Annotated in this window: 17 protein-coding genes and 1 tRNA gene; 10 read left to right on the top strand and 8 right to left on the bottom strand. The window is 74.9% G+C overall.

The window, feature by feature from the left end; genetic code table 11:
• Window positions 1–48 precede the first annotated feature (48 nt).
• Entirely contained in the window at window positions 49–1,506 is a 1,458-nt protein-coding gene (locus tag AC07FY_RS21065) for an NAD(P)/FAD-dependent oxidoreductase (RefSeq protein ID WP_479008324.1), read from the top strand.
• Between the two features lie 432 nt (window positions 1,507–1,938).
• On the top strand, window positions 1,939–2,583 hold the full coding sequence (locus AC07FY_RS21060; protein ID WP_479008322.1) for a DUF4190 domain-containing protein: 645 nt from the start codon (window positions 1,939–1,941) through the stop codon (window positions 2,581–2,583).
• Between the two features lie 66 nt (window positions 2,584–2,649).
• On the opposite strand, the gene AC07FY_RS21055 is transcribed toward AC07FY_RS21060, so the two are convergent.
• Both AC07FY_RS21055 and AC07FY_RS21050 read right to left on the bottom strand, forming a co-directional pair.
• On the bottom strand, window positions 2,650–3,375 hold the full coding sequence (locus tag AC07FY_RS21055) for an exonuclease domain-containing protein (protein WP_479008320.1): 726 nt from the start codon (window positions 3,373–3,375) through the stop codon (window positions 2,650–2,652).
• A 161-nt stretch (window positions 3,376–3,536) separates the two neighbouring features.
• Window positions 3,537–4,787: an SAV2148 family HEPN domain-containing protein gene (locus tag AC07FY_RS21050; RefSeq protein WP_479008318.1), complete on the bottom strand. Its 1,251-nt coding sequence runs from the start codon at window positions 4,785–4,787 to the stop codon at window positions 3,537–3,539.
• A 274-nt stretch (window positions 4,788–5,061) separates the two neighbouring features.
• Between AC07FY_RS21050 and glgX the strand changes: the two genes are divergently transcribed.
• Window positions 5,062–7,176: a glycogen debranching protein GlgX gene (gene glgX, locus AC07FY_RS21045; protein WP_479008316.1), complete on the top strand. Its 2,115-nt coding sequence runs from the start codon at window positions 5,062–5,064 to the stop codon at window positions 7,174–7,176.
• On the opposite strand, the gene AC07FY_RS21040 is transcribed toward glgX, so the two are convergent.
• Window positions 7,161–8,444: an MFS transporter gene (locus AC07FY_RS21040; RefSeq protein ID WP_479008314.1), complete on the bottom strand. Its 1,284-nt coding sequence runs from the start codon at window positions 8,442–8,444 to the stop codon at window positions 7,161–7,163. The genes glgX and AC07FY_RS21040 overlap by 16 nt on opposite strands.
• 82 nt (window positions 8,445–8,526) lie before the next feature.
• Between AC07FY_RS21040 and treY the strand changes: the two genes are divergently transcribed.
• Both treY and AC07FY_RS21030 read left to right on the top strand, forming a co-directional pair.
• Window positions 8,527–10,779: a malto-oligosyltrehalose synthase gene (gene treY / locus AC07FY_RS21035; RefSeq protein ID WP_479008312.1), complete on the top strand. Its 2,253-nt coding sequence runs from the start codon at window positions 8,527–8,529 to the stop codon at window positions 10,777–10,779.
• Between the two features lie 500 nt (window positions 10,780–11,279).
• Complete coding sequence (locus AC07FY_RS21030) at window positions 11,280–12,548, top strand: M14 family zinc carboxypeptidase (RefSeq protein ID WP_479008368.1); 1,269 nt, start codon at window positions 11,280–11,282, stop codon at window positions 12,546–12,548.
• On the opposite strand, the gene AC07FY_RS21025 is transcribed toward AC07FY_RS21030, so the two are convergent.
• Window positions 12,524–13,105: an N-acetyltransferase family protein gene (locus tag AC07FY_RS21025; protein WP_479008310.1), complete on the bottom strand. Its 582-nt coding sequence runs from the start codon at window positions 13,103–13,105 to the stop codon at window positions 12,524–12,526. The genes AC07FY_RS21030 and AC07FY_RS21025 overlap by 25 nt on opposite strands.
• Before the next feature lie 51 nt (window positions 13,106–13,156).
• Window positions 13,157–13,720 (bottom strand): FHA domain-containing protein, encoded by a 564-nt coding sequence (locus AC07FY_RS21020; protein WP_479008308.1) that lies wholly within the window; start codon window positions 13,718–13,720, stop codon window positions 13,157–13,159.
• A gap of 109 nt (window positions 13,721–13,829) precedes the next feature.
• On the opposite strand from AC07FY_RS21020, the gene treZ reads away from it, so the two are divergent.
• A complete protein-coding gene (gene treZ / locus AC07FY_RS21015) occupies window positions 13,830–15,575 on the top strand; it encodes a malto-oligosyltrehalose trehalohydrolase (RefSeq protein ID WP_479008366.1) in 1,746 nt (581 codons plus the stop codon).
• 6 nt (window positions 15,576–15,581) lie between these two features.
• Here the strand turns inward: treZ and AC07FY_RS21010 are convergent, their stop codons facing one another.
• Window positions 15,582–16,706, bottom strand: coding sequence for a M24 family metallopeptidase (locus AC07FY_RS21010; protein ID WP_479008306.1), 1,125 nt, complete (start codon window positions 16,704–16,706; stop codon window positions 15,582–15,584).
• A gap of 210 nt (window positions 16,707–16,916) precedes the next feature.
• Here AC07FY_RS21010 and AC07FY_RS21005 point away from each other — a divergent pair.
• Window positions 16,917–16,989 (top strand) — tRNA-His (locus tag AC07FY_RS21005).
• A 68-nt stretch (window positions 16,990–17,057) separates the two neighbouring features.
• On the opposite strand, the gene AC07FY_RS21000 is transcribed toward AC07FY_RS21005, so the two are convergent.
• Window positions 17,058–17,813: an alpha/beta fold hydrolase gene (locus AC07FY_RS21000; RefSeq protein ID WP_479008304.1), complete on the bottom strand. Its 756-nt coding sequence runs from the start codon at window positions 17,811–17,813 to the stop codon at window positions 17,058–17,060.
• A gap of 148 nt (window positions 17,814–17,961) precedes the next feature.
• On the bottom strand, window positions 17,962–20,022 hold the full coding sequence (locus AC07FY_RS20995) for a phosphocholine-specific phospholipase C (protein WP_479008302.1): 2,061 nt from the start codon (window positions 20,020–20,022) through the stop codon (window positions 17,962–17,964).
• 295 nt (window positions 20,023–20,317) lie between these two features.
• On the opposite strand from AC07FY_RS20995, the gene AC07FY_RS20990 reads away from it, so the two are divergent.
• Genes AC07FY_RS20990 through AC07FY_RS20980 form a run of 3 tightly spaced genes read left to right on the top strand, consistent with a single transcriptional unit; the run spans window position 20,318 to window position 23,555 of the window.
• Window positions 20,318–21,340 carry a 3-oxoacyl-ACP synthase III family protein gene (locus AC07FY_RS20990; RefSeq protein ID WP_479008300.1) on the top strand — a complete coding sequence of 341 codons (1,023 nt, stop codon included), beginning with the start codon at window positions 20,318–20,320 and terminating at the stop codon, window positions 21,338–21,340.
• On the top strand, window positions 21,337–22,080 hold the full coding sequence (locus AC07FY_RS20985; protein ID WP_479008298.1) for a glycosyltransferase family A protein: 744 nt from the start codon (window positions 21,337–21,339) through the stop codon (window positions 22,078–22,080). Before AC07FY_RS20990 ends, AC07FY_RS20985 begins: the two co-directional genes overlap by 4 nt.
• On the top strand, window positions 22,080–23,555 hold the full coding sequence (locus tag AC07FY_RS20980) for a class I adenylate-forming enzyme family protein (RefSeq protein WP_479008296.1): 1,476 nt from the start codon (window positions 22,080–22,082) through the stop codon (window positions 23,553–23,555). Before AC07FY_RS20985 ends, AC07FY_RS20980 begins: the two co-directional genes overlap by 1 nt.
• Window positions 23,556–23,581 lie beyond the last annotated feature (26 nt).

Raw genomic sequence — 23,581 nt, 5'->3', positions numbered from 1 at the left:
AACGCACCGCACCGCACCGCACCGCACCGACCGTGGAGATCCGTACCCGTGACCGTGACCGCTCCCGACCTCGTCCTGGCCGGTACCTGGCCCCGCCCCGACACCCCGCCCCCGGCCCGGCGTTCCGGCTGGCTGCGGGACGCCCTGCACGCCGAACCCGACGACGGGCGCTCTCCGCAGCTGCTGGACGAGGTGCGCTGCGACGTCCTGGTCGTGGGCGGCGGTTTCACCGGTCTGTGGACCGCCCTGGAGATCCTGCGTCGGGCCCCGGGCACGGACATCGTGCTGATCGAGGCCGACGTGTGCGGCGGCGGGGCCAGCGGCGCCAACGCCGGTTTCCTGATGCCGATGTGGGCCCGCTTCAGCAGCCTCGTCGCGATCGGCGGGTACGAGGAGGCCCGCCGCCTGGGCGAGGCCTCCGCCCGGGCCGTCGACGACATCCTCGCCTTCACCGAGACCCACGGCATCGACGTCGGGTACACGCGCGGCCCGTGGCTGTGGGCCGCCTCCTCACCGGCCCAGCGCGGGGCGTGGGACCAGACCCTGGAAGACCTGCGGCGGGCCGGTACGCAGCCGCTGCAGGAGGTGTCCGCCGCCGAGTCGCGGCGGGCGGTCGGCACCCGCAACCACTTCGGCGGGGTCCTCGACCCGGGCTGCGCCACGCTCCAGCCCGCCGCACTGACCCGCGGGATGCGCCGGGTGGCGATCGACGCGGGTGTCCGCCTCCACGAGCGCACCCCGCTGACCGCCCTGCGCAGCGCCTCCGGCGGCGCCACCACCGCCCACACCCCCTACGGGCGGGTGCACGCGGAGCGGGTCGTACTGGCCGTCAACGCCTGGGCCGGGCAACTGGAGGACCTGGGCCGCCGGATGGTCACGGTGGCCAGTGACACCGTCCTGACCGAACCCGTTCCGGAACTGCTCGCGGACCTCGGCTGGGACGGGCGCACCTCGGTCTGCGACTCCCGCCGCAGGCTGAACTACTACCGCACGACCCCGGACGGCCGGCTGCTCTTCGGTAAGGGCGGTTCCGGCGTGGCCTTCGGTTCGAGCGGCGCGGACACCCTGTGGGGCGGCCCGCTGCGGCCGGCGGAGCTGCGGCGCCAGCTCACCCGGCTCTTCCCCGAACTCGCCGGCGCGCCGGTGGCCGCCGCCTGGACCGCGCCCGTGGAGTACTCGACCACCTCACTGCCCTTCGCCGGATGGCTGAAGTCCGTACCGGGGGTCTGCTACGCCACGGGCTACTCCGGCGACGGGGTCGGTCCCTCCCGGCTGATGGCCAAGGTGCTGGCCTCCCTCGTGCTGGGCACCAAGGACGAATGGTCGGGCTCCGCCTTCACCCGCCCGCCGGGCGGCTGGATCCCTCCGGAACCGGTCCGCTACCCGGGAGCCCGGCTCGTCATCCCGGCGCTGCGCGCGGTGGAGCACCGCGAGGACCGCGGCCTGGGCGTACCGGCCCTGGTGAAGCGGCTGGCGTCGGTCGACCCGTCGAACTTCCGCCGGTGACCGCGCCCCCGCCAGGACAAGCGGGGTCCCGGCTTCCTGGGTAGCGTGGAGAAGGACGCGCCGGACCACCGCGGGCAGGTCGCACCGGCGGCGCGTTCTGCCGGAGGCGTCCCGGACCGGACCCGCAGGGGGCGCCGCCCGCGGTGGCCTCCCGTCCCCGTCCTCTGCGCCGCACGCGCGCCCGGGCCCGGCAGTCGCGTCCCACCTCTCCGTGCAAGGAGGCGCCCGCGCATGTCCAGGCCACCCCCGCCACCGCCGCCGCCCCCGTCGCCCCCCGGCCCCGACCCCCGGCGGGGACCGAGCGCACGGACGGGGCCGCCAGGCGGCCCTCCTCCCGGCTGGGGCCCTCCGCCCGGCTCGGCCCCACCGCCGGGCTGGGGCGCGCCGCCCCCACCCCAGCTCCCGCCCCCGTCGGCGTCCCAGCAGACGAACGTGCTGGCCGTCGTGGCGTTCATCATGGCGATCGTCTGCGCGATACCGCTGGTCCCGCTGATCCTCGGCGTCCTCGCCCTCCGGCAGATCCGCGAACGCGACGAAAGGGGCCGGGGCTTGGCCATCGCGGCCATCGTCATCCACGCCGCGACCCTCCTGCTCTTCGCGCTCGCCCTGGGCCTGGGATCCACCGGGGTGCTGGACGACGCCCCGAAGCGCGACGCGAGCGGCCGGGTCACCGCACCGGGGTCCGCAGGACTGGAGGACATCCGCGAGGGGGACTGCTTCGACACGGACGACGACCTGACCCGCTACGACGACGAGAACGGCACCGACGCCACTCCCTCACTGCGCATCCTGCCCTGCGACCAGCCCCACAAGGGCGAGGTGTACGCGGTCTTCGAGCTGGACGACGGCCCGTACCCCGGTGAGGAGCAGATCGTCTCCCTCGCCGGCGAGAGGTGCGGCGAGACCGCGATCACCGACTACACGGGCCCCGAGACGCCGACCTCCTGGCGCTTGAGTTCGTACTACTACTTCCCGTCGACCGGCACCTGGTCCACCGACCACCGCCAGGTGGTCTGCTTCCTGGGCGACCCCGACGGCGGCACGACCACCGGCCCCCTGCGCACCCCGGCCCCCTGACCCGCGCGAGACGGCGATCCGGGCCGAGCGGGACGTGGCGCGACGGCCTGATCCGGAAGACACGCCCTATCCGTGGGCCGGGAGTAGGCCGCGCAGGGGCCAGGAGGTGTCGATCACCGCGTCCGGGGTGCCCTGGCGGCGGAGGTAGGACTGGAAGTCCCGGGCCCAGCGGGCGTGCCAGCTGCCCTGACGGGCGTGCAGGTCGGCCGGGGTGAGGGCGGCGACCTCGGGATGGCGTGCGGCTATCGCGCGGGCGACCTCGACCGCGGCCAGGGCGTCCGCACCGGCGTCGTGCGCGGCGTCGAGGGTGACTCCGTACACCCCGCAGACCGCCTCGAGGGTGCGCTTGCCGCGCCGGTAGCGGTCGACGGCCCGGTCGATGGTCAGCGGGTCCACCACCGGCCCGGTCGCCGTCCCGCCCAGCCGGTCGGCCAGCGACGGCAGCCCGTGCCGGGCCAGTTCCGCGGAGAGCAGGGTCAGGTCGAAGGCCGCGTTGTAGGCGACGACCACAGCGCCCCCGCGCCAGTGCGCTACCAGGGCCTCGGCCACCTCCTCGGCGACGTCCCGCACCGGGCGGCCCTCCGCGACGGCCCGTTCCGTGCTGATCCCGTGGATCGCCGCGGCCCCCGCCGGAATCGGTATCCCCGGATCCGCGAGCCAGCCGCGCCGCTCGCCCACCTCCCCGCCCCGCACCTCGACCAGCGCCGCCGTCACGATCCGCGACTCCCCCGGCTCCGTGCCGGTCGTCTCCAGGTCGAATCCGATCAGCACACCGCCGTGCCAGTCCCCCATCACGCGCCCTTCCCCCCGTACACCTTCGGTCAACGGCTTTCAGCCTGTCACGGGCCACTGACAGGCCGGCCGCCGGGTCGCGACGGGGCCACGGCACGGGCACGGCGCGGCCCGGCGCCGGGGCGACCCGGCACGGCGCGCGGGCGGCGGCGCGGGCGGCGTCACGACACCGGCCGGGAGTCCTCCCACACCGATTCGAACTCCTCGCGGTAGGTCGTGAACAGGCCGTGGTCGGCGTCCTTGGGCACGCCCCGCCCGCCGCCGCGCAGCACCAGGACGGGCGACTCCATGCCGCGCGCCCGGCGCAGGTAGGACTGGACCACGGCGATCCCCGAGGACTGGCCCTCCACCAGGTAGGCGGTGAAGCGGGGGGTTTCGTCGAAGACGTGGATCTCGAAGCGCGAGGGGTCCCGCAGGCCCGCCCGGACCCGGCGGACGTGCAGGATGTTCATTTCCACCGAGCGGCTCAGCTCGCCCTTGCGCAGCCCGAGCTCCCGCTCGCGCCGTTTGACCGCGCTGCTCGCCGGGTTCAGGAACAGCAGCCGCACCCGGCAGCCGGCCTCGGTGAGCCGGACGAGTCTTCGGCCGGAGAAGTTCTGGACCAGCAGGTTGAGGCCTATGCCGATGGCGTCGAGCCGCCGCGCGCCGCCGAACAGGTCCTCGGCGGGGAGCTGGCGCTGCAGGCGCACCCGGTCGGGGTGGACCGAGATGACGTCCGCGTACCGGTCGCCCACCAGGTCCTCGACGGCGTCGATCGGCAGCCGGTCGGCCGACGGGCTGCCCGAGCCGCCGCCCAGCACCTCCAGCAGCCGCGCCGAGGCCCGTTCCGCCTGTTCCAGGACCGCCCGTGACAGCGCCCGGTTGCGGGAGACGACGTTGCGGGTGACCTCCAGCTCGTCCAGGGCGAGCTCGATCTCGCGCCGGTCGTCGAAGTAGGGCTCGAAGCAAGGCCAGTGCTGCACCATCAGCTCCCGCAGCTGCGGGAGCGTCAGGAAGCTGAGCACGTTGTCGTCGGCCGGGTCGAGCAGGTAGCCCTTGCGCCGGCTGACCTCGCGCACGGCCACCGCCCGCTGCACCCACTCCTGCCCGGCGGGGCCGGCGGCCGCGACCACCCAGTCGTCCCCGGCGTGCACCGGCTCGTAGACCGGCCGCAGCACCGCACCCACCACCGACCGCAGCCGCTGCTCGATGAGGTTCAGCCAGATGTACGCACGGCCGGCCCGCTGGGCCCGGGTGCGGACCTCGCTCCAGGCCTCCGCGCTCCAGTCGAGCTCGGCCCCGGCCGGGGCGCCCTCGGCCGCCTGCGGGGCGAGCGACACCGCCCCGGCCGCGACCCCCGCCGACGGCGCGTCCGCGGGGCCGCCCTCGTGACCGCTGTCACCAGGGGGCAGCTCCAGACCTCCCGAGCTCACCCGTGCACCGCCTTCTGCGTCTGGACGCCCGTCTCCAGTGATCACGGAAGGGTACTCCGCGCGCACGGCCCGGTGCAGCCCGATGGCCCGTACACACGCTGCCGGTTGACCCATTATCCGATGCCCACACAGTCGTCCCACCCGCATATCAGCTCGGTGGGTCACCCGGAGGGACCGACCCAAGTCCACGCGTGAGGCCCCTCTTTCGGGGAAGATCTGGCAGTGGCGCGGTCCAGCCGGATCAGCCGGAGCAGGATGGGAAGAGTTGTTGGCTATGCAGGTCTGGCCGGGACAGGCGTATCCGCTCGGTGCCACGTACGACGGCGCCGGGACCAACTTCGCGGTCTACTCCGAGGCCGCCCGACGCATCGAACTGTGCCTGCTCCACGACGACGGCTCGGAGACCGCCGTGGAGCTGCGCGAGACGGACGCCTTCGTCCGGCACGCCTACCTGCCGGGCATCATGCCCGGCCAGCGCTACGGGTTCCGCGTGCACGGCCCCTACGAGCCCGACCGGGGCCGCCGCTGCAACGCGGCGAAGCTGCTGCTCGACCCGTACGCGCGGGCCATCAGCGGCCAGGTGAACTGGAACGAGGCGGTGTACGGCTACCACTTCGGCCGGCCCGACTCGCGCAACGACCTGGACTCCGCCCCGCACACCATGACCTCCGTCGTGGTGAACCCCTACTTCGACTGGGCCAACGACCGGCCACCGCGCCACGAGTACCACCACACCGTGCTCTACGAGGCCCATGTGAAGGGCCTGACGATGAGCCACCCCGAATTGCCCGAGGAACTGCGCGGCACGTACGGGGCACTGGCGCATCCGGCGGTCATCGGGCACCTGACCAAGCTCGGGGTGACGGCGCTGGAACTGATGCCGGTGCACCAGTTCGTCAACGACCACCGGCTGGTCAACGACGGGCTGAGCAACTACTGGGGCTACAACACCATCGGCTTCTTCGCCCCGCACAACGGCTACGCCTCGGGCGACCGCGGCCAGCAGGTGCTGGAGTTCAAGTCGGCGGTGCGGGCGCTGCACGAGGCGGGCATCGAGGTGATCCTCGACGTGGTGTACAACCACACCGCCGAGGGCAACCACCTCGGCCCGACGCTGTCCTTCCGCGGCCTGGACAACGCCTCGTACTACCGGCTGACCGAGGACCAGCGCCACTACATGGACACCACGGGCACCGGCAACTCGCTGCTGATGCGCTCCCCGCACGTACTCCAGCTGATCATGGACTCGCTGCGGTACTGGGTGACCGAGATGCACGTGGACGGCTTCCGCTTCGACCTGGCGGCGACGCTGGCCCGCCAGTTCCACGAGGTGGACCGGCTGTCCTCGTTCTTCGACCTGGTGCAGCAGGACCCGGTGGTCAGCCAGGTGAAGCTGATCGCCGAGCCCTGGGACCTGGGCGAGGGCGGCTACCAGGTGGGCAACTTCCCGCCCCTGTGGACGGAGTGGAACGGCAAGTACCGGGACACCGTGCGGGACCTGTGGCGCGGGCAGCCCCGCACGCTGGCGGAGTTCGCGGGACGGCTGACCGGCTCCTCGGACCTCTACCAGGACGACGGGCGGCGGCCCCTGGCCTCGATCAACTTCACCACCTGCCACGACGGGTTCACCCTGAACGACCTCGTCTCCTACAACGAGAAGCACAACGAGGCGAACCGGGAGGGCAACCGGGACGGCGAGACCCACAACCGGTCGTGGAACTGCGGGGTGGAGGGGCCGACCGAGGACCCCGAGGTGCTGGAGCTGCGCGAGCGCCAGATGCGCAACTTCACGGCCACGCTGATGCTGTCCCAGGGCGTGCCGATGCTCAGCCACGGTGACGAGTTCGGCCGCACGCAGGGCGGCAACAACAACGCCTACTGCCAGGACAACGAACTGTCCTGGGTGCGCTGGCCCGAGCCCGGCAAGCCGGCGCCCGCGCTGCTGGACTTCACCCGGCAGATGGTGTGGCTGCGCCGCGACCACCCGGTGTTCCGGCGGCGCCGCTTCTTCCACGGGCGGCCGGTCGAGGGGACGCACGACGAGCTCTCCGACATCGCCTGGTTCACCCCGCACGGCGAGCAGATGCGGGCCCGTGACTGGCAGGCGCAGCATGCCCGGGCGCTCACGGTGTTCCTCAACGGGGAGGCGATCTCGGAGCCCGGAACCCGCGGGGAGCGGATCACCGACGACTCGTTCCTGCTGATGTTCAACGCGGGCGCCGAGCCGCAGGAGTTCACCGTCCCGCCGGGGCACGGGACGCAGTGGCGGCTGGTGGTGGACACGGCCCGACCGGACGTACTGCCACCCGGCACCGGGCCGCAGTTCGCGGCGGGTGACCGGGTGGCGCTGACGGGCCGGTGCCTGGTGGTGCTTCAGCGCCCGGCGTAGGCGGAGCCGCCGCCCGCGGGCGCGGGGGCGGCGGGCCGGGCCGCGAGCGGGGCCCCGCCGTGGGTGCGGGTCTCCGGCACCCGGGTGAGGAGGGCGAGGGTCAGGCAGAGCGCGGCGGCCCCCACGGCCACGGCGAAGGCGGCGGCGGGCCCGTGGGTCTCGGCGAGCCGCCCGGCGAGCGGCAGCGCGAGGGCCTGCCCGGCGACCAGGGAGCTGGCGGCGAAGGCCGTCGACTCGGCGAGCCGGGCGGGCTCCACGACCCGCTCGGTGAGGGCGAACGCGGTGATCAGGTGCGGGGCGTAGGCGGCGCCGAGGACGGTGACGACGAGGTACAGCGGCCACAGGCTGCCGGTGAAGAGCAGCGGTACGGAGAGCACCAGCGCGGCGGCCGTGGCCGCCCGCCAGCGCAGCCGCAGTCCGAAGCGGGCGGGCAGGGCGCCGAGCAGGATCCCGACGACGGCGCTGACGACGCCCATGGCGGCATAGACCACGGCGGCCTGCTCGGGAACGCCGAGGCGCATGGTGAGCGCGGCGATCCCGGCCTGGCAGGCGCCGAACATGGCGCCCTGGAGGGCGAGGGAGGCGCGGACGGCGTGCACCACGCGCGGCTGCCGGGCGACCGGGCGGCCCTCGGCGCGGGCGGGTGCGGGTCGCCCGGCCGTGACGGCGGCGGTCGGGTGCAGTGCGAAGGCGGTGCCGAAGACGACCACGAGACCGGCGGCGCCGGAGAGCGCGACCGCCGGGTGCGCGACGATCGCGGCCAGTCCGACGAAGGCCGGGCCCAGCACGAAGGAGACTTCGTCGAGCGTGCCCTCGAGCGAGTGGACGGCGCCGACCACGCCCTCGTCGGACCCGGCGCGGCGCGCGAGGGCCACGGAGCGGGTCCGGGCGAGCGGTCCGATCAGCGGGATGGAGGCGCCCGCGACCGCCGCGACGGCGGCGAGCGGGAGGGTGGCGAGGTGGCCCAGCGCCCCGGCCACCAGGGCGCCGGTCGCGACGGCGTTGACCGCGGCGGCGATCAGGACGACGGGCCGCTGGCCGCGGCGGTCGGCGAGCCGGCCGAGGACGGGTCCGAAGACCACCTGGCCGGCGGAGAGGGTGCCGCCGACGATGGCGCCGGTGGCGATCGAGCCGCTGGTCTGGGCGACGAGCAGCACGCTGCCGAACTGGGACATCGCGACGGGCAGGCGGGCGAAGAAGGAGACGAACGGGAGAAGGGGCCCGGTCAGGGCGATGACTCTTCGATAGGTGTTGACGGTTCCGACCACTCGAGCAACGCTAACGCGCCGCAGTCACTCGTATGCATTGGGTCATGGCACGGAATCCGGCAGGCTGGGTACGTACGTTCTCATGAGCCTGCCGCGGACACCCAGCCAGTCGGAATCTGATGTTCCGACACCTGCCACTCCGACGTCGACCTACCGCCTCCAGCTGAATCCCGAGTTCCCCTTCCCGGCGGCCGAGGCGGCCGTGCCGTACCTCGCCTCCCTCGGCGTGTCGCACCTGCACCTGTCCCCCGTGCTGGAGGCCGTGCCCGGATCGGGGCACGGGTACGACGTCACCGACCACTCCCGGGTGCGCGAGGAGCTGGGCGGCGAACCGGGCCTGCGGTCCCTGGCCGCCGCCGCCCGGGCGCACGGACTGGGCCTGGTGCTCGACATCGTGCCGAACCACATGGCGGTGCCGACGCCGCTGCGGCTCAACCGGCCGCTGTGGGAGGTCCTGCGGGAGGGCCCGGACTCGCCGTTCGCCCGCTGGTTCGACATCGACTGGGAGGCGGGCGGCGGACAGGTCGTGCTGCCGGTCCTGGCCGGTCCGGCGGAGACCTGCGAGCTGAAGGCCGACGGGGAGGTGCTGCGCTACGAGGAGCAGGAGTTCCCGCTGCGCGAGGGGACCGCCGGGCTGGAGCTGCCCGAGCTGCTGGCCGCGCAGTGGTACCGGCCGGCCTGGTGGCGGGAGGCGCGGACCGCGCTGAACTACCGCCGCTTCTTCACCATCTCGGAGCTGATCGGCGTCCGGGTGGAGGATCCGGAGGTGTTCACGGCCACGCACGCCAAGGTGCTGGAGCTGGTCCGGGACGGGGTGGCGCAGGGGCTGCGCGTCGACCACGTGGACGGCCTGGCGGACCCGGAGGGGTACCTGCGGCGGCTGCGGGCCGCGGCGGGGCCGCACTGCTGGGTGGTGGTGGAGAAGATCCTGGCCCGGGACGAGCAGCTGCCGACCGGCTGGCCGGTGGCGGGCACCACCGGGTACGACGCGCTGCACCGGGTCGACGGGGTGTTCACCGACCCGGACGGCGCGGCGGAACTCGCCGGTCAGTTCCGAGAGTTCACCGGGACGCCCGAGTGGGAGCGGGTGGCGGAGGCGTGCGCGCGGGAGGTGCTGACCGGTGACCTCGGCTCGGAGCTGGCCACCCTGGAGCGCTGGGCCGGCCTTGAACTCGCTGCCGCCGTGCGCGAATTGCTGATCGCCTATCCGGTCTACCGGCCGTACCCCGGCGACCCCGAACCCGATCCGCGGGCCGTGGCACGGGCGGCCGCGGTGGCCGGTGCGGAGGCAGTGGAGGGCGTACGGGAACTGCTGCTGCGGGATCCCGCGTTCGCCGCCCGCTTCGCCCAGACCTCCGCCGCGCTGCGGGCGAAGTCCCTGGAGGACCGGGCCTTCTACCGGTACGCGCCGCTTCTGTCGGCCACCGAGGTCGGCGGGGAGCCCGGACAGCCGGCGGTCTCGCCCGAGGAGTTCCACGCGTACTGCGCCCGCCTGGAACGGGAGTGGCCGCACTCGGGGACCGTGCTGTCCACGCACGACACCAAGCGCAGCGCGGACGTCCGGGCCAGGATCTCGGTGCTCTCCCAGGCGCCGGAGCCGATGGACGGGGCGGCGGCCGGTCCGGATCCGGCCCTGGCCTGGACGGCCCGGCAGACCGCGCTGGGGCTGGGCGAGGTGCCGCAGGCCGTGCCCCGGTTGGCCGGGGCGCTGCTCAAGGGGGTCCGGGAGGCGGCCCTGCGGACCAGCTGGATGGAGCCGGACGAGGCGTACGAGGCGGCGGTGGCGGAGTACGTCCCGCGGCCGCTGGACCTGCCGCCGGAGCTGGCGGAGGCGGCCCGGGCCAACGTACTGGGCATGGCGCTGCTGCACCTGGCGATGCCGGGGGTGCCGGAGGTGTACCAGGGCGCGGAGACGGAGTACCGGGCCCTGGTCGATCCGGACAACCGGCGTCCGGCCGTCTTCCCGCGGGAGGCGCTGGCCCGGCTCGACGCGGGGGGCGCCGCGGACGGCCCGGCCGAGGAGAAGCTGGCGCTCACGGCCGCGGTGCTGAGGTTGCGGCGGGACCGGCCGGAGCTCTTCACCGGGTACGCCCCGCTGGCGGCGCGGGGGCCGGCGGCGGACCACTGCCTGGCCTTCCGCCGCTCCCCCGGCCTGCTGGTGGTGGCCACGCGGCTCGCCCACCGCCTGGCCCTCGCGGGCGGCTGGCGCGGGACCGTCCTGCCGCTGCCTCCGGGCCGCTGGGTGCCGCCGGCGGGGGGCGGGCCGTACGAGGGGGAGGTGGCCCTCCCCCTCCTCCTGTCCACCTCCCCGGCCGTCGCCCTCGTCCGCGCCTGACGCCCCCTCGGGCTTCGTCTCCCCGCAGGAGCCGGAGCCCCGCGGGGCGGCGGGTGGGGGTGGGCCGGGGTCGTGACGCGCACGGGGTCGAGCGCGGCGCACCCCCCGGGGCTCCGCCCCGCACCCCGCGCCTCAAACGCCGGCGCGGCTGAATTTGCCCCGCCGCCACTCACGTACGCCACCCGCCCAGGGGCGGAGGCCGGCGGGGCGGGGCCGGGGGGCAGAGCCCAGGGGCGGAAGGGGCGGGGGCAGGGGGCGGAGCAAGGGCGGACCCGAGGCGCGAGGCGAGGGGTCAGGGAGCAGGGCCCAGGGGCACAGGGGCGGGAGCCCAGGGGCGGAGCAGGCCCAGGGGCGGAGCAGGGGCGCTAGGGGTCAGGGGCGGAGCCGGAGCGGAGCCGAGCCAGGACGGGGCCCGGGGGCGGGGCCGGGGGCGAGGGGCCAGGGGAATTGTGTGGGTTGGGCAGCAGTACCGGTGGGGTCGCGCGGGCATGGCATCCCTTGTGAATCTCCTCCGCGACGCCCGCTACCCCACACCGCACGAGCTCGCCCTCGCCGCACAGGCCCTCGCGGACGAGCACCCCGCCTCGGCCCGCCTGCGCCGGGCCGGCACCTCGCGGGCCGGGCAGCCCCTCTGGCTGCTCTCCCTCGCGGCCATCGGCGAGACCCGCCGGGAGGTCCTCGTCGTGGCCGGGGCACACGCCAACGAACCCGTCGGCGGGGCCACCGTCCTCTCCCTCGCCCGGCGCCTCCTGCGCGAGCCCGGGCCCCGCACCGGCTGCGGCTGGCACTTCCTGCTCTGCGCCGACCCCGACGGCGCCGACCTGCACCGCACGCCGCGGCCCTGCTCGCTCCTCGACTACCACCGGCACTTCTTCCGGCCCCCCGGCCCCGAACAGCCCGAGTGGGCGCCCTCTTTACTGCCCCCCGACCGGCTGCCGCCCGAGACCCTGGCCCTGACCGCGCTCATCGACGAGCTGCGGCCCGTCCTGCAGGTCTCGCTGCACGCCACCGACCTCGGCGGCTCCTGGGTCCAGCTCACCCGGGACATCACCGGCCTCGCCGAGCCCTTCGGCAGGTCCGCCGCCGAGCTGCGCATCCCGGTGGAGAACGGGGCCTCGGACGCCGCCGGCTGGCCCTCCCCCGGCCCCGGGATCTTCGTGATCCCGCAGCCGGGCAGCGAGGCCGCCGGGGCCTCGCACCCCGAGGACACCCGGCTCAGCACCTGGTTCCACGCCCACCGCTACGCCGGCACCACCGCGATCGTCGAAGTCCCCATGTGGGCCTCGGACCTGGTGGACGACCCCACCCCGCACCCCGACCCGCGCGGGGCCCTGGCGCTGCTGGCCGCGCGGCTCGGCGCCGACACCGCACGCGTGACGGCCGTACGGGACGGGCTCCGCCGCGACCCGCTGCCTCATGACGATCCGGCCGCGGCGCCCCTGCTGCGCGCGGTGGACTGGACGCTCGCGCTGATCCCGCGGATCACCGCCGAGTGGGCGGGCGACGGGGCTCCCACCGAGGCCACCGCGGCGTACGTCGCCAGCATCGACGCCTTCGGACGGCGCCTGTCACTGCGCGCCGCCGCGATGCTGCTGCGGGTGCTGCGCACCCAGGGCCACCCCTCGGCGCCCGCACTGGACCGGCTGGTCACGGCCTGGTGCGCGGACTTCGCGGCCCGCTTCCACGCCCGCTGGGTGCCGGTCGGCAGCCAGGTGGAACACCAGTCCCGGACCGTCCTGGCCGCCTACGAACGCCTCACCGCCCCGTAGGCGCCGTCGCCGGAGCGCCCCCGGAGGCGTCCACCGGCAGGGCGTACCGGCGCTTGGGCCGGCCGGTGGCGCCGAGCCGGTCGTAGAACCGGATCGGCGTCCACCGGCAGGGCGTACCGGCGCTTGGGCCGGCCGGTGGCGCCGAGCCGGTCGTAGAACCGGATCGCGCCCTCGTTCCAGTCCGGGGTCTGCCACTGGACCTCGCCGAGCCCGAGCTCACGGGCCAGCTCCCGCACGGCGTGCACCAGGGCGGCGCCCAGCCCGTGGCCGCGGGCGTCCTCGGCGAGGTAAAGGCAGTCCATGTGCAGGTAGTGGCCGGCGTCCCAGAAGGAGAACTCGGCCGAGCAGGCGGCGTACCCGGCGACCTCGCCGTCCGGGGCCAGCGCGAGGAGCGCCCAGACCCGGGCGTCCTCGGCGAACAGCTGCGGCCCGAGCCGCTCGGCGAGGCCCGGCGGCCGCGGCGCCGACTTCTCGTGGGCGATGTGCTCGTGCACGAGCTCGACCAGCCGGGGCAGGTCATCGGGGCGGGCGCGGCGCACGGCGGGCAGGTGGTCCATGGCCCCACCCTGCACCACGGCGCGGTGGCGGGCACCGGGTGGGACGGGGGTTCAGCTCGACGACAGCCGGAAGGTCATCTTCCCGAAGCCGACCTGGTCGCCGTCCCGCACCACGGCGGAGCCGGTCACCCGGCGCCCGTTGACGGTGGTCCCGTTGGTGGAGCCGAGGTCCTTGAGCACCCACACCCCGTCGCGCAGGCTCAGCTCCGCGTGCGCCCGGGAGACGGTCTCGTGGCTGAGCCGCAGCCCGTTGCCCGGGTCGCGGCCGATCCGCAGGCCCCCGGCGGCGGGGTGCGGCAGCAGCAGCTTGGGCAGCTTCTCCGCGGCCCAGGCCCGCCGGACCCCGACCGAGACGGCGGACACCCGCCCGACCCAGCCGAACAGCCGACGGGTCCAGGGGCTTTCGGAGCCCTCCCGCGTCTGGAGGTCGGCGGTGAGGACGGCGAGGTCCTCGGAGCGGCGGGCCACCAGGGCGAGTTCCATCCGGCGCAGGAACGTGTCATGGGACAGCTTCCCGAGGGCGGCACCCTCCCTGAGCTGGCCGAGCGCCCGGTCGCGCTCGGCGTCGGAGAGCCGCGGCACGGGGTAGGCGGGGAACTCGAAACTCGACGTCACAGGGTGATTGTCGGCCCGTCGGGGCCGGAGTGTCCAGAACTCCCCCGCCGAGCCCGGAATGATGGGCAGGATACGCATGCTGGCAGCGCCGCAGACGAGGGGAACGTCCGTGCAGTTCGAGGTGTGGGCACCGCTGACGGGTCGGGTCGCCGTGCGACTCGACGACGCGACGTACGAGATGGCGCGCGATCCGGAGCGCGACGGCTGGTGGATCGTCCAGGCGCCGGCCGCCGACGGGAGCCGGTACGGGTTCCTGTTGGACGGCGAGGCGGTCCCGCGGCCCGACCCGCGCGGCCGGCGGCTGCCGGACGGCCCCGACGGCCTGTCGGCGGTGGTCGACTTCGCGCTCCTGCCCCGGCCGGGTGCGGGCCCGCGCACCCGGCTGCAGGACGCGGTCCTCTACGAACTGCACGTCGGCACCTTCACCCCCGAGGGCACCTTCGACGCCGCGGCCGCCCGCCTGGACCACCTCACCGGCCTCGGCGTCACGCACGTGGAGCTCATGCCGGTCTGCCCGTTCCCCGGCCGGCACGGCTGGGGGTACGACGGGGTCGCCCCCTGGGCGGTGCACGAGCCGTACGGCGGCCCGGCCGGGCTGGCCCGGTTCGTGGCGGCGGCCCACGGCGCCGGACTGGGCGTGGTCCTGGACGTGGTCCACAACCACTTCGGCCCGTCCGGCAACCATCTGCCCGCCTACGGACCGTACTTGACCGAGACCCACCAGACCCCGTGGGGCGCTGCGGTGAACCTGGACGCGGCCGGTTCCGACGAGGTGCGCGCCTACCTGCTGGACAGTGCGCTGTCCTGGCTGCGCGACTACGGGATCGACGGGCTGCGGCTGGACGCCGTGCACGCGCTCGCCGACGAGCGGGCCCTGACCTTCCTGGAGGAACTGGCCGCCGCCGTGGACGAGCTGGCGGCCGAGACCGGCCGGCCGCTCTTCCTGGTCGCCGAGTCCGACCGGTGCGACCCGCGGACCACGACCCCGCGCTCCGAAGGGGGCCTGGGGCTGCACGCGCAGTGGAACGACGACTTCCACCACGCCCTGCACTGCGCGCTGACCGGCGAGTCCCAGGGCTATTACGGCGATTTCGCGCAGGCCCCGCTGGCTGCCCTGGGCAAGACCCTGACCCGGGCGTTCTTCCACGACGGGAGCTGGTCCTCGTTCCGGGGCCGGCACCACGGCCGCCCGGTGGACCGCCGGCGGACCCCGGCGCACCGCTTCCTCGGCTACACCCAGACCCACGACCAGATCGGCAACCGGGCGCTCGGCGACCGGCTCGCGGCCTCGCTCTCCCCCGGGCTCCTGGCGTGCGCCGCGACCGTGGCGCTGACGGGGCCGTTCGTGCCGATGCTGTTCATGGGCGAGGAGTGGGGCGCCGGCACGCCCTGGCAGTACTTCACCGACCACCCCGACCCCGAGCTGGCCGAGGCCGTGCGCACCGGGCGGCGGCAGGAGTTCGCGGCGCACGGATGGAAGGCGGAGGAGATCCCCGACCCGCAGGATCCGGCGACCCGCGACCGCTCCTGCCTGGACTGGGCGGAGCGGGAGCAGGCCGAGCACGCCCGCCTGCTGGACTGGTACCGCACCCTGGTCGCGCTGCGCCGCACGCTCCCGGACCTGCGCGACCCGGACCTCGCGGCGGTCCGCGTCGCCCATGACGAGGAGCGGCGCTGGCTCACCTTCCGGCGGGGCGACGTACGGGTGGCGGTGAACCTGGCCGCGGAGCCGGTGACGATCGCGCTGGGCCGCAACGGCGTCCGGGTGCTGGCGGCCTGGGAGCCGCTCGAACACCCGGGCCCGGACGGCCGGATCCGCCTGCCGGGCGAATCCGCCGTCGTGCTGGGGCCGTGAGGGCCGCTACTCGACGATCGCGAGCTCGCGGGGGGCGTTGTTGAGACGGCGCCCGCCGTCCTCGGTGACGGTCACGATGTCCTCGATGCGGACGCCGAACCGGCCGGGCAGGTAGATGCCCGGCTCCACGGAGAAGCACATGCCGGGGACCAGCGGCTGCTCCTCGCCCTCGACCATGTACGGCGGCTCATGGGTGGTGACCCCGATGCCGTGGCCGGTGCGGTGGATGAAGCGGTCCCCGTAGCCGAACCCGGTGATCACCGCGCGGGCCGCCCGGTCCACCTCCTGGCAGGAGACGCCGGGCCGGACGGCGGCCACCCCGGCCTGCTGGGCCTCGCGGACCACGTCGTGGACGCGCTGCTCCTCGGCGGTCGGCTCGCCCACGTGCACGGTGCGGGAGATGTCGGAGCCGTAGCCGTACCGCAGGCCGCCGAAGTCGAGGACGATCATGTCGCCGTGCCGGATGACCCGCTCCCCGGCCTCGTGGTGCGGGTTGGCGCCGTTGGGTCCGGAGCCGACGACGGTGAAGTCGACCTGGGAGTGGCCGTGGGCGCGCAGCAGCGCGGCCAGGTCCTCGGCCACCTCGGTCTCGCGGCGGCCCGCGAAGGGGACGTGCAGGATCTGCGCGTAGGCGGCGTCGGCCGCGGCGCCCGCCGCGGCCAGGCGCTCCAGCTCCCGGTCGTCCTTCACCGCGCGCAGCATGGGCAGCGCATCGGTGAGGGGGGCGTAGGAGGTGGCGGGCAACTCCCTCTGCAGTCCGAGGAGGTGCAGGGCCCAGGTGTTGTCGCTCACCCCGAAGCGCCCGGTGGTGTCCAGCAGCGGGGCGGCCAGCGCGTAGGGGTTCTTCCCGTCGGTCCAGTCGCGCAGGGTCAGCGCGGCGGCGCCGGGGGCCTTGGCGGCGTCCGGGGCCTCCAGTGCGGGCACCACGAGCACGGGTTCCCGTCCGACGGCCAGGACCAGCAGGGTGAGCCGCTCGGTCTCGGCGGTGGGGCGGTAGCCGGTGAGGTGCGTCAGGTCGGGCCCGGGCGCGATCAGCAGCCCGGCCAGTCCGGCGTCGGCGGCCGTCTGCGCGGCGGCCCCCATCCGGGCGGCGTAGTCCTCGGTCGTGAAGGGTGCGGGTTCACGGGTCATACGGGTGATCCTGCCGTGGGCCGCGCGGCGGGGGGAGGGGCCGCGCCGGGCCCGCGCCGCTCGCGCGCCCACCCCGGCCCGGTGCCGCTGTGAGCGGGGCCACACCGCGGGCGGCGTCCCGCCCGTCCGGCGATAAGGCGTCGCGGGAGCACCCCGCTGATCGGCTATGCTGTGCATGCACGTCGAACGGGTGGTCCGCCGCCCTTCGTGGTGGGTGTAGCTCAGTTGGTAGAGCACCTGGTTGTGGTCCAGGTGGCCGCGGGTTCAAGTCCCGTCACTCACCCTGTAGAGCCCGTGAGGGGCACGAGGTTTTCTCGTGCCCCTCACGGGCTTTTCTGCGTCCGCACAGCACTAGGCGCGCAGGAACGACTCCACCTCGGTGGCGAAGGCGACGGGTGTCTCGTGGGGTGGGTAGTGGCCCGCGCCGGGGAGGGTGCGGACGCGGCAGTTCGGGTACCAGACCTGCCAGGTGGCGCGCATCACGTCGGCGGTCAGCGCGAGGTCGTACTCCCCCGTGAGGACCAGCACCGGCACGGTGCTGCCCTTGACCGCCGAGGACAGGTCGAGCGGCTGCCAGCTCGCCAGGTAGGCGGCGAAGGCCTCGGGCCGGGAGACCTCCCGGGAGTGGGCGACCATGCGGTCGATCCAGTGGCGGCTGGCCCGGTTCCCGGTGACGAGGTCGAGGATGACGCGCCGGCTCTCCGGGTCCTCGGCGGCGCTGTGGAAGAGGGTGTGGGTGGCGTCGTCCATCTCGTAGGGCCCGGCCGGCACGGGGGCGAGCCCGACCAGCTTCTCGACCCGCTCGGGGGCGCGGACGAGGACCTGCTGCATGGCCTTGCCGCCCATGGAGTGGCCGAGGAGGGAGAAGGTCCCCCACCCGAGCTCGTCGGCGAGCCGCAGCACGTCGTCGGCGATCTCGGGCAGGTCGTAGCGGCCGGGGACGTCCCGGCGCAGGCCGTAGCCGCGGTAGTCGAGGAAGGCGTACGAGAACTCCCGAGGGTCCAGGCAGTCGAGCGCCGAGCCCCAGTGGGCGGAGGTGCCGAACCAGTCGTGCAGCACGATGACGCGGACGGGTCCGGTGCCGATCCTGCGGTGGGCGATGGCCATGCGTTCTCCCTCGGTGACGGGACTGCGAGCTGACGACGCCGTACGTTCTGCCCAGCGCGCCTGCCGTCACACCGCCCGGCCGCCGCCGGGGCCGGAGCGGCCCCGGCGGCGGCGCCGGTCCCGCGGGCGAGTGGCGGGCGGGCGGCGTTCAGACGGTCTTGATCGCCGGGTCCGAGAGGCCCGGGGCGCCCGTCTCCACGTGGCCGGCGAAGCGGCGCAGGAAGCCGGCGTCCCGGTCGGAGACGACCGTGACGTCGTACCAGCGGGCCGTGCCGCGCAGGTCCACCGTGTGGGAGAGGGTGGCGCCGGGAGCGACCCGGAGGGTCTGCGCCGCGCCGCCGTAGGCGTTGGTCACCGTCAGGTTCACCGCGACGGCGCCGGGGTTGGTCAGGGTGAGGGCCAGGTTGCCGGTGGCGTCCACGTGGCGGGCCGTGGCCTCGGGGCCGGCCGTCTTCGTCGGGCCCTTCCAGGTGCGCAGGAAGCCGTTGGGCCCCCAGACGGTGAGGTCGATCCGGTTGCCGGTGGAGCTGCTGGTGCTCCAGGTGTCCGAGAGGGTCCTGCCCGCCTCGACCGTGTAGGGCCAGGGGCCGTCCGTCCGGTTGCCCGAGGTGCTGTGGAAGTGGGCGCCGAGGGTGGGGCCGGAGGAGAAGGTCAGGGTGAACGTGCCGGTGGAAGTGGTGCGGGCGCCGTCCACGTAGGGGCTGTAGCCCAGCGCCCGGGTCGGCTTGGATCCGGCCTCCTGCCGGGGCAGGGTGCCGGTGGCCGGCGGGGTCGGGTGGTAGGAGGGGTGGCGGTTCCTGTCCGGCGGGACGTATCCGGCGGTGGAGGGCAGGGCGGCCGGCGCGGCGTCCGCCCGGGTGAAGTCGAACGCCGAGGTCAGGTCCCCGCAGACGGCGCGGCGCCACGGAGAGATGTTGGGCTCCTGCACGCCGAAGCGCTTCTCCATGAACCGGATCACCGAGGTGTGGTCGAAGGTCTCGGAGCAGACGTAGCCGCCCTTGCTCCACGGGGACACCACGATCATGGGGACGCGCGGCCCGAGCCCGTAGGGACCGGCCGCGTAACCGCCGCCGCCCGGGTAGAGGTCGCGGGTCACGCTCGCCGTGGACAGGCCCTGGGCCGCGGAGGCGGGCGGGTACGGCGGCACCACGTGGTCGAAGAAGCCGTCGTTCTCGTCGTAGGTGACGAACAGGGCGGTCTTCGCCCACACCGCCGGGTCGGCCGTCAGCGCGTCCAGCACCTTCGAGATGTACCAGGCGCCGAAGTTCGTCGGCCAGTTGGAGTGCTCGCTGAACGCCTCGGGGGCCGCGATCCAGGAGACCTGCGGCAGGCGGCCGTTCACCACGTCGGCGCGCAGCCGGTCGAAGTACCCGTCGCCCGCCTTGACGTCGGTGCCCGTGCGGGCCTTCTCGTACAGGGGGCTTCCGGGCGCCGCGTTGCGGTAGGAGTTGAAGTACAGCAGCGAGTTGTCGCCGTAGTTGCCGCGGAAGGCGTCGTTGATCCAGCCCCAGTGGCCGGCCGCGTCCAGGCCGTCGCCGATGTCCTGGTAGACCTTCCAGGAGACGCCGGCCGCCTCCAGCCGCTCGGGGTAGGTCTTCCAGCCGTAGCCGGCCTCCTGGTTGCCCAGGACGGGGCCGCCGCCGGTCCCGTCGTTGCCGGTGTGGCCCGTCCACAGGTAGTAGCGGTTGGGGTCGGTGGCGCCGATGAAGGAGCAGTGGTAGGCGTCGCACACCGTGAAGGCGTCGGCCAGGGCGTAGTGGAACGGTATGTCGTTCCGGGTCATGTACGTCATGGTGGTGGCCGTCTTCGCCGGGACCCACTTGTCGTACTTGCCGTTGTTGTAGGCCCGGTGGCCGCCCGCCCAGTCGTGGTCCAGGCCCTCGAGGAACTGCATCCCGAGGTCCGCGACGCGCGGGTTGAAGGGGAGGACGTCCTTGGTCCCGTCGGACTGGTGGAAGACGGACCTGCCGTTGTCCTGGAGGACCGGCCGCGGGTCCCCGAAGCCCCGGACGCCCTTCATCGCGCCGAAGTAGTGGTCGAAGGAGCGGTTCTCCTGCATCAGGACGACGATGTGCTCGATGTCCCGGATCGTGCCCGTGGTGCCCTGGGCCCGGACGGCGGCGGCCCGCGCGATGCTGTCGTTCAGCATCGTCAGCGCGGCGGCGCCGCCGGCGATGCTCAGGAACCTGCGACGGTTGAGTTCTGCCATGGCGTGACGACCTCTGCGGGGTGAGGGGCGGGGGCGCCCCAAGGACAGCGCCCCCCGGGAACCGGACGGAGATCCTTGTCCGACACATGGCCGTACAGCCGGAGAACGCCAGTGGTCACGGCCGGCGGCCCGCGCGTCTGGCGAAGACGGTAGGTGAACCACCCGCCGTGCAACAGCCCTCGGCAGCAGTCCACTTCGAGGTCAGCGCCCCGTGCGGGAGTACTCATCCGGCCCGTGCTCCGATCTGAGCATCCGTACTCAGGCCCGGGACGGGCCGGCTTGCCAGGGTGGGGGCATGCCCTTGAAGTCACCTGACCGGCGGCCGCGCGCCGGGATAACCGCCGTCGGCAGCCTGCTGCCCGCCGAGGTCCTCTCCTCCGACTCCCTCCAGCGCGAGGTGGCCCTGCGCGCCGGCCTCACACTGCCGCCCAAGCTGCTGCGCCAGGCCACCGGGATCGTCTCGCGCCGCGTCGCCGGGCCCGGGGAGTACGCCTCCACGCTCGCCGTGGGCGCCGCCCGCCGGGCGCTGGACGCCGCCGGGCTGAGCCCGCTCGACATCGACCTGCTGCTCTTCGCCTCCGCCTCCCGCGACGTGGTCGAGCCCGCCACGGCGCACATCGTGCAGGCCGAGCTGGGCTCGCGGGCCCACGCCCTGGACGTCACCAACGCCTGCAACAGCTTCGTGAACGGCATCGACCTCGCCCGGTCGATGGTCCTGGCCGGGCGGGCGCGGCGGGCCCTGGTGGTCACCGGGGAGACTCCGAGCCGGGCGGTGCGCAGGGACCCGGCCGGTGCGGCGGAGTTCCGCAGCGGCTTCGCCGGCTACACCTTCGGGGACGCGGGGGCCGCCGTGGTCGTGGAGGCCGTGGAGCGCGGCGGGATCCTCGACGTGGACTGCGAGACCCACTCCGAGCACTGGGAGGTCGGGGGCATCCCCGGCGGCGGTTCGCGCCACCCGCGCGGGGACGAGCACACCTACTTCCGCGGCGACGGGCACGAACTGCGGGGCGTCTTCGAGAAGGTCGGCACCGCCGTCATCGACCGGACCCTGCACCGGACCGCGATGGACTGGGACGGCTTCGCCAAGGTGCTGGTGCACCAGGTGACGGTGCCGTACCTGGAGCGGTTCGCGGAGCTGACCGGCGTGCCGGCCGGGAAGCTGGTGGTGACGGTGCCCGAGCTCGGCAACGTGGCGAGCGCGAGCATCGGCGTCCAGCTGGACCGGGTGTTCGGGGAGCTGGAGCCGAGGCAGCGGGTGCTGTTCGTCGGACTCGGCGGAGGCATCAGCATCATGACGATGGTGTGGGAGAAGTCGTGAGCCCGTCCCTGTGGGTGGTCGTGCCCGCGCACGAGGAGGAGGCCCGCCTCGCGCAGACCCTCCAGGCCCTCGCCGCCCAGCGCGACCGCGACTTCACCCTGCTCGTCGTCGACAACGCCTCGGCGGACCGGACGGCCGGCATCGCCCGGGAGTTCGCGGCGGGCGCGCCGTTCCCGGTCGAGGTGATCGAGGAGCCGGAGAAGGGGGTCGGCTCGGCCGTCGACACCGGTTTCCGGTACGCGATCGCGCGGGGCGCGGCCCTGCTCGCGCGCACGGACGCCGACTGCCTGCCCCGGCCCGGCTGGACGGCCGCCGCGCGGGCCGCCCTCACCCGCCGGCCCGGGCTGGTGTGCGGCCGGATCGTCGCCCGGCGCGACGAGCACGGCCCGCTGGGCCGGGCCGGCTTCGCCGTGCTCGTGGCGCTCGCCGCGCTGTTCGGCCGACTGCGGCCCGGGCACGCGCGCCGCAACGGGTTCCGGGCCCCGTACCGCATGCACGCCGGGAACAACATGGCCATCACCGCCGAGCTGTACCTGGCCGTGGGCGGCATGCCCCGCCGGCCCTCGCCCACCGACCGGCTCTTCCTCAACGCCGTACGCCGCCACACCGACCGGATCGCGCACTGCCGGGAGATGGTCGTGGAGAACTCCACGCGGCGCCTGCGGGCCTACGGGATCCGCGGCACCGCCCGCTGGTACCTGGACCAGGGCAGCGGCACGCACGGAACGGACCCCCGCTGATGCTCGACCGCCTCGACCACGCGCTGCGCAGTCGCCCCGAGCGCCCGGCCGTGCTCACCGCCGGCCGTACCGGCGCCACCCGGGTCCGGGCCCGGCGTGGGGAACTCGCCGAACTCTCCGACGCGTTCGCCGCCGGCCTGCACGCGCGCGGGCTGCGCGCCGGGGACACCGTCGGGGTCGCGGTACGGCCCGGCCCCCGGGCCCTCGCGGTCCTGCTGGCCCTGTGGCGGCTCGGGCTGCGCGGCGCCGTGCTCGACCCGGGTGCCGGACCGGACGTGCTGCGCGCCCGGCTGGCCCTGGCCCGGCCCGCGCTGGTGCTGGCCGACGCGGCCGCGCAGGCGGTGGCGGGCTGGGCCCGGCCACTGGCCCGCCGGGCGGGGCTCGCCCTGCCCGACCTGGCCGGGCTGGGCCCGGTGGCCACCGTCGGACCCAGGCTGCCGGGCTGCGCGCCCGCGCTGGACCTCGGGGCCGCCCGGACGGGGGTCCCGGTGCACGGGGACCACGACGGGGACGCGGTGATCGTGTTCACCTCCGGGACCACCAGCCGGCCGCGCGCCGTGGTGCACACCCGGTCGAGCCTGGCCGCCGGGATGGCCAGCGTCGCCTCCCTCTTCGACGCGGCCCCGGACCAGCCCGTGCTCGGGGGCACCTTCTTCGTCCTGGTCCCCTCGCTGACGTGCGGCGCCCCCGTCGCGCTCCCGGCCCGCGACCCCCGGGTGCTGGCCCGCCAGCTCCACCGGCTGCGCCCCCAGGACACCTATCTCACCCCGCCCGGGCTGCGGGACGCGCTGGACGCGGGAGCCCGCTTCCACGGCCGGGTCTGGACGGGCTCGGCCCCGGCCGACGCCGCCCTGCTGGAGCGGGTACGGGAAGCGGGAGCGGCCCGGGCCTGGGGGGTGTACGCGCTCACCGAACTCTTCCCGGCCGCCGCCGTCGAGGCCCGGGAGAAGTCCGCCTTCGAGGGCCCGGGGGACCTGGTCGGCACCCCGCTGCCGGGGGTCATCGCCCGGACCGGCGCCGACGGCGAACTGCTGCTGACCGGGGCAGCGGTACGGCACCGCTACCTCGGCGAGGAGCCCGACGCGTGGGTCCGTACGGGCGACCGGGCGCGGCTGGACGGCGCGGGCCGGATCGTCCTGGAGGGCAGGTGCAAGGACATGGTGCTGCGCCGGGCGGAGAACATCTATCCGGGGCTGTACGAGCCGGCCCTGCACGTGCCGGGGGTCGAGCTGGCCGTGCTCGTCGGGGTTCCGGCGGGCGACGGCGACGAACGGCTGGTGGCCGTCGTGCAGCCGGGGCGCGGCGCGGACGAGCACGGGCTGCGCGGCGCCCTGTCGGAGCCGCTGCGCCGGATGGGAGCGGCGCGCCCCGACGCCCTCGTCTTCGCGCGCATCCCCCTGTCGGGGCGCTCGCGCAAACCGGACCGGGTGGCCGCCTCCGCCCTGGCGGCTCGGCGCCTCGGCCCGACGCCATGACCCCCGCGCCCGGCGGCCCGGCCGCC

Source organism: Streptomyces sp. NPDC045967, from assembly GCF_056430495.1.
The sequence above is the reverse complement of the archived record's forward strand: the minus strand, read 5'-3'. Positions and strand labels throughout refer to the sequence as shown.

Excerpts from the sequence above, each read along its gene's own strand:
- AC07FY_RS21055 (WP_479008320.1), bottom strand. The coding sequence starts at position 3,375 with ATGGGGGACTGGCACGGCGGTGTGCTGATCGGATTCGACCTGGAGACG.
- glgX (WP_479008316.1), top strand. The coding sequence starts at position 5,062 with ATGCAGGTCTGGCCGGGACAGGCGTATCCGCTCGGTGCCACGTACGAC.
- treY (WP_479008312.1), top strand. The coding sequence starts at position 8,527 with ATGAGCCTGCCGCGGACACCCAGCCAGTCGGAATCTGATGTTCCGACA.
- AC07FY_RS21025 (WP_479008310.1), bottom strand. The coding sequence starts at position 13,105 with ATGGACCACCTGCCCGCCGTGCGCCGCGCCCGCCCCGATGACCTGCCC.
- AC07FY_RS21010 (WP_479008306.1), bottom strand. The coding sequence starts at position 16,706 with ATGACCCGTGAACCCGCACCCTTCACGACCGAGGACTACGCCGCCCGG.
- AC07FY_RS21000 (WP_479008304.1), bottom strand. The coding sequence starts at position 17,813 with ATGGCCATCGCCCACCGCAGGATCGGCACCGGACCCGTCCGCGTCATC.
- AC07FY_RS20995 (WP_479008302.1), bottom strand. The coding sequence starts at position 20,022 with ATGGCAGAACTCAACCGTCGCAGGTTCCTGAGCATCGCCGGCGGCGCC.
- AC07FY_RS20990 (WP_479008300.1), top strand. The coding sequence starts at position 20,318 with ATGCCCTTGAAGTCACCTGACCGGCGGCCGCGCGCCGGGATAACCGCC.
- AC07FY_RS20980 (WP_479008296.1), top strand. The coding sequence starts at position 22,080 with ATGCTCGACCGCCTCGACCACGCGCTGCGCAGTCGCCCCGAGCGCCCG.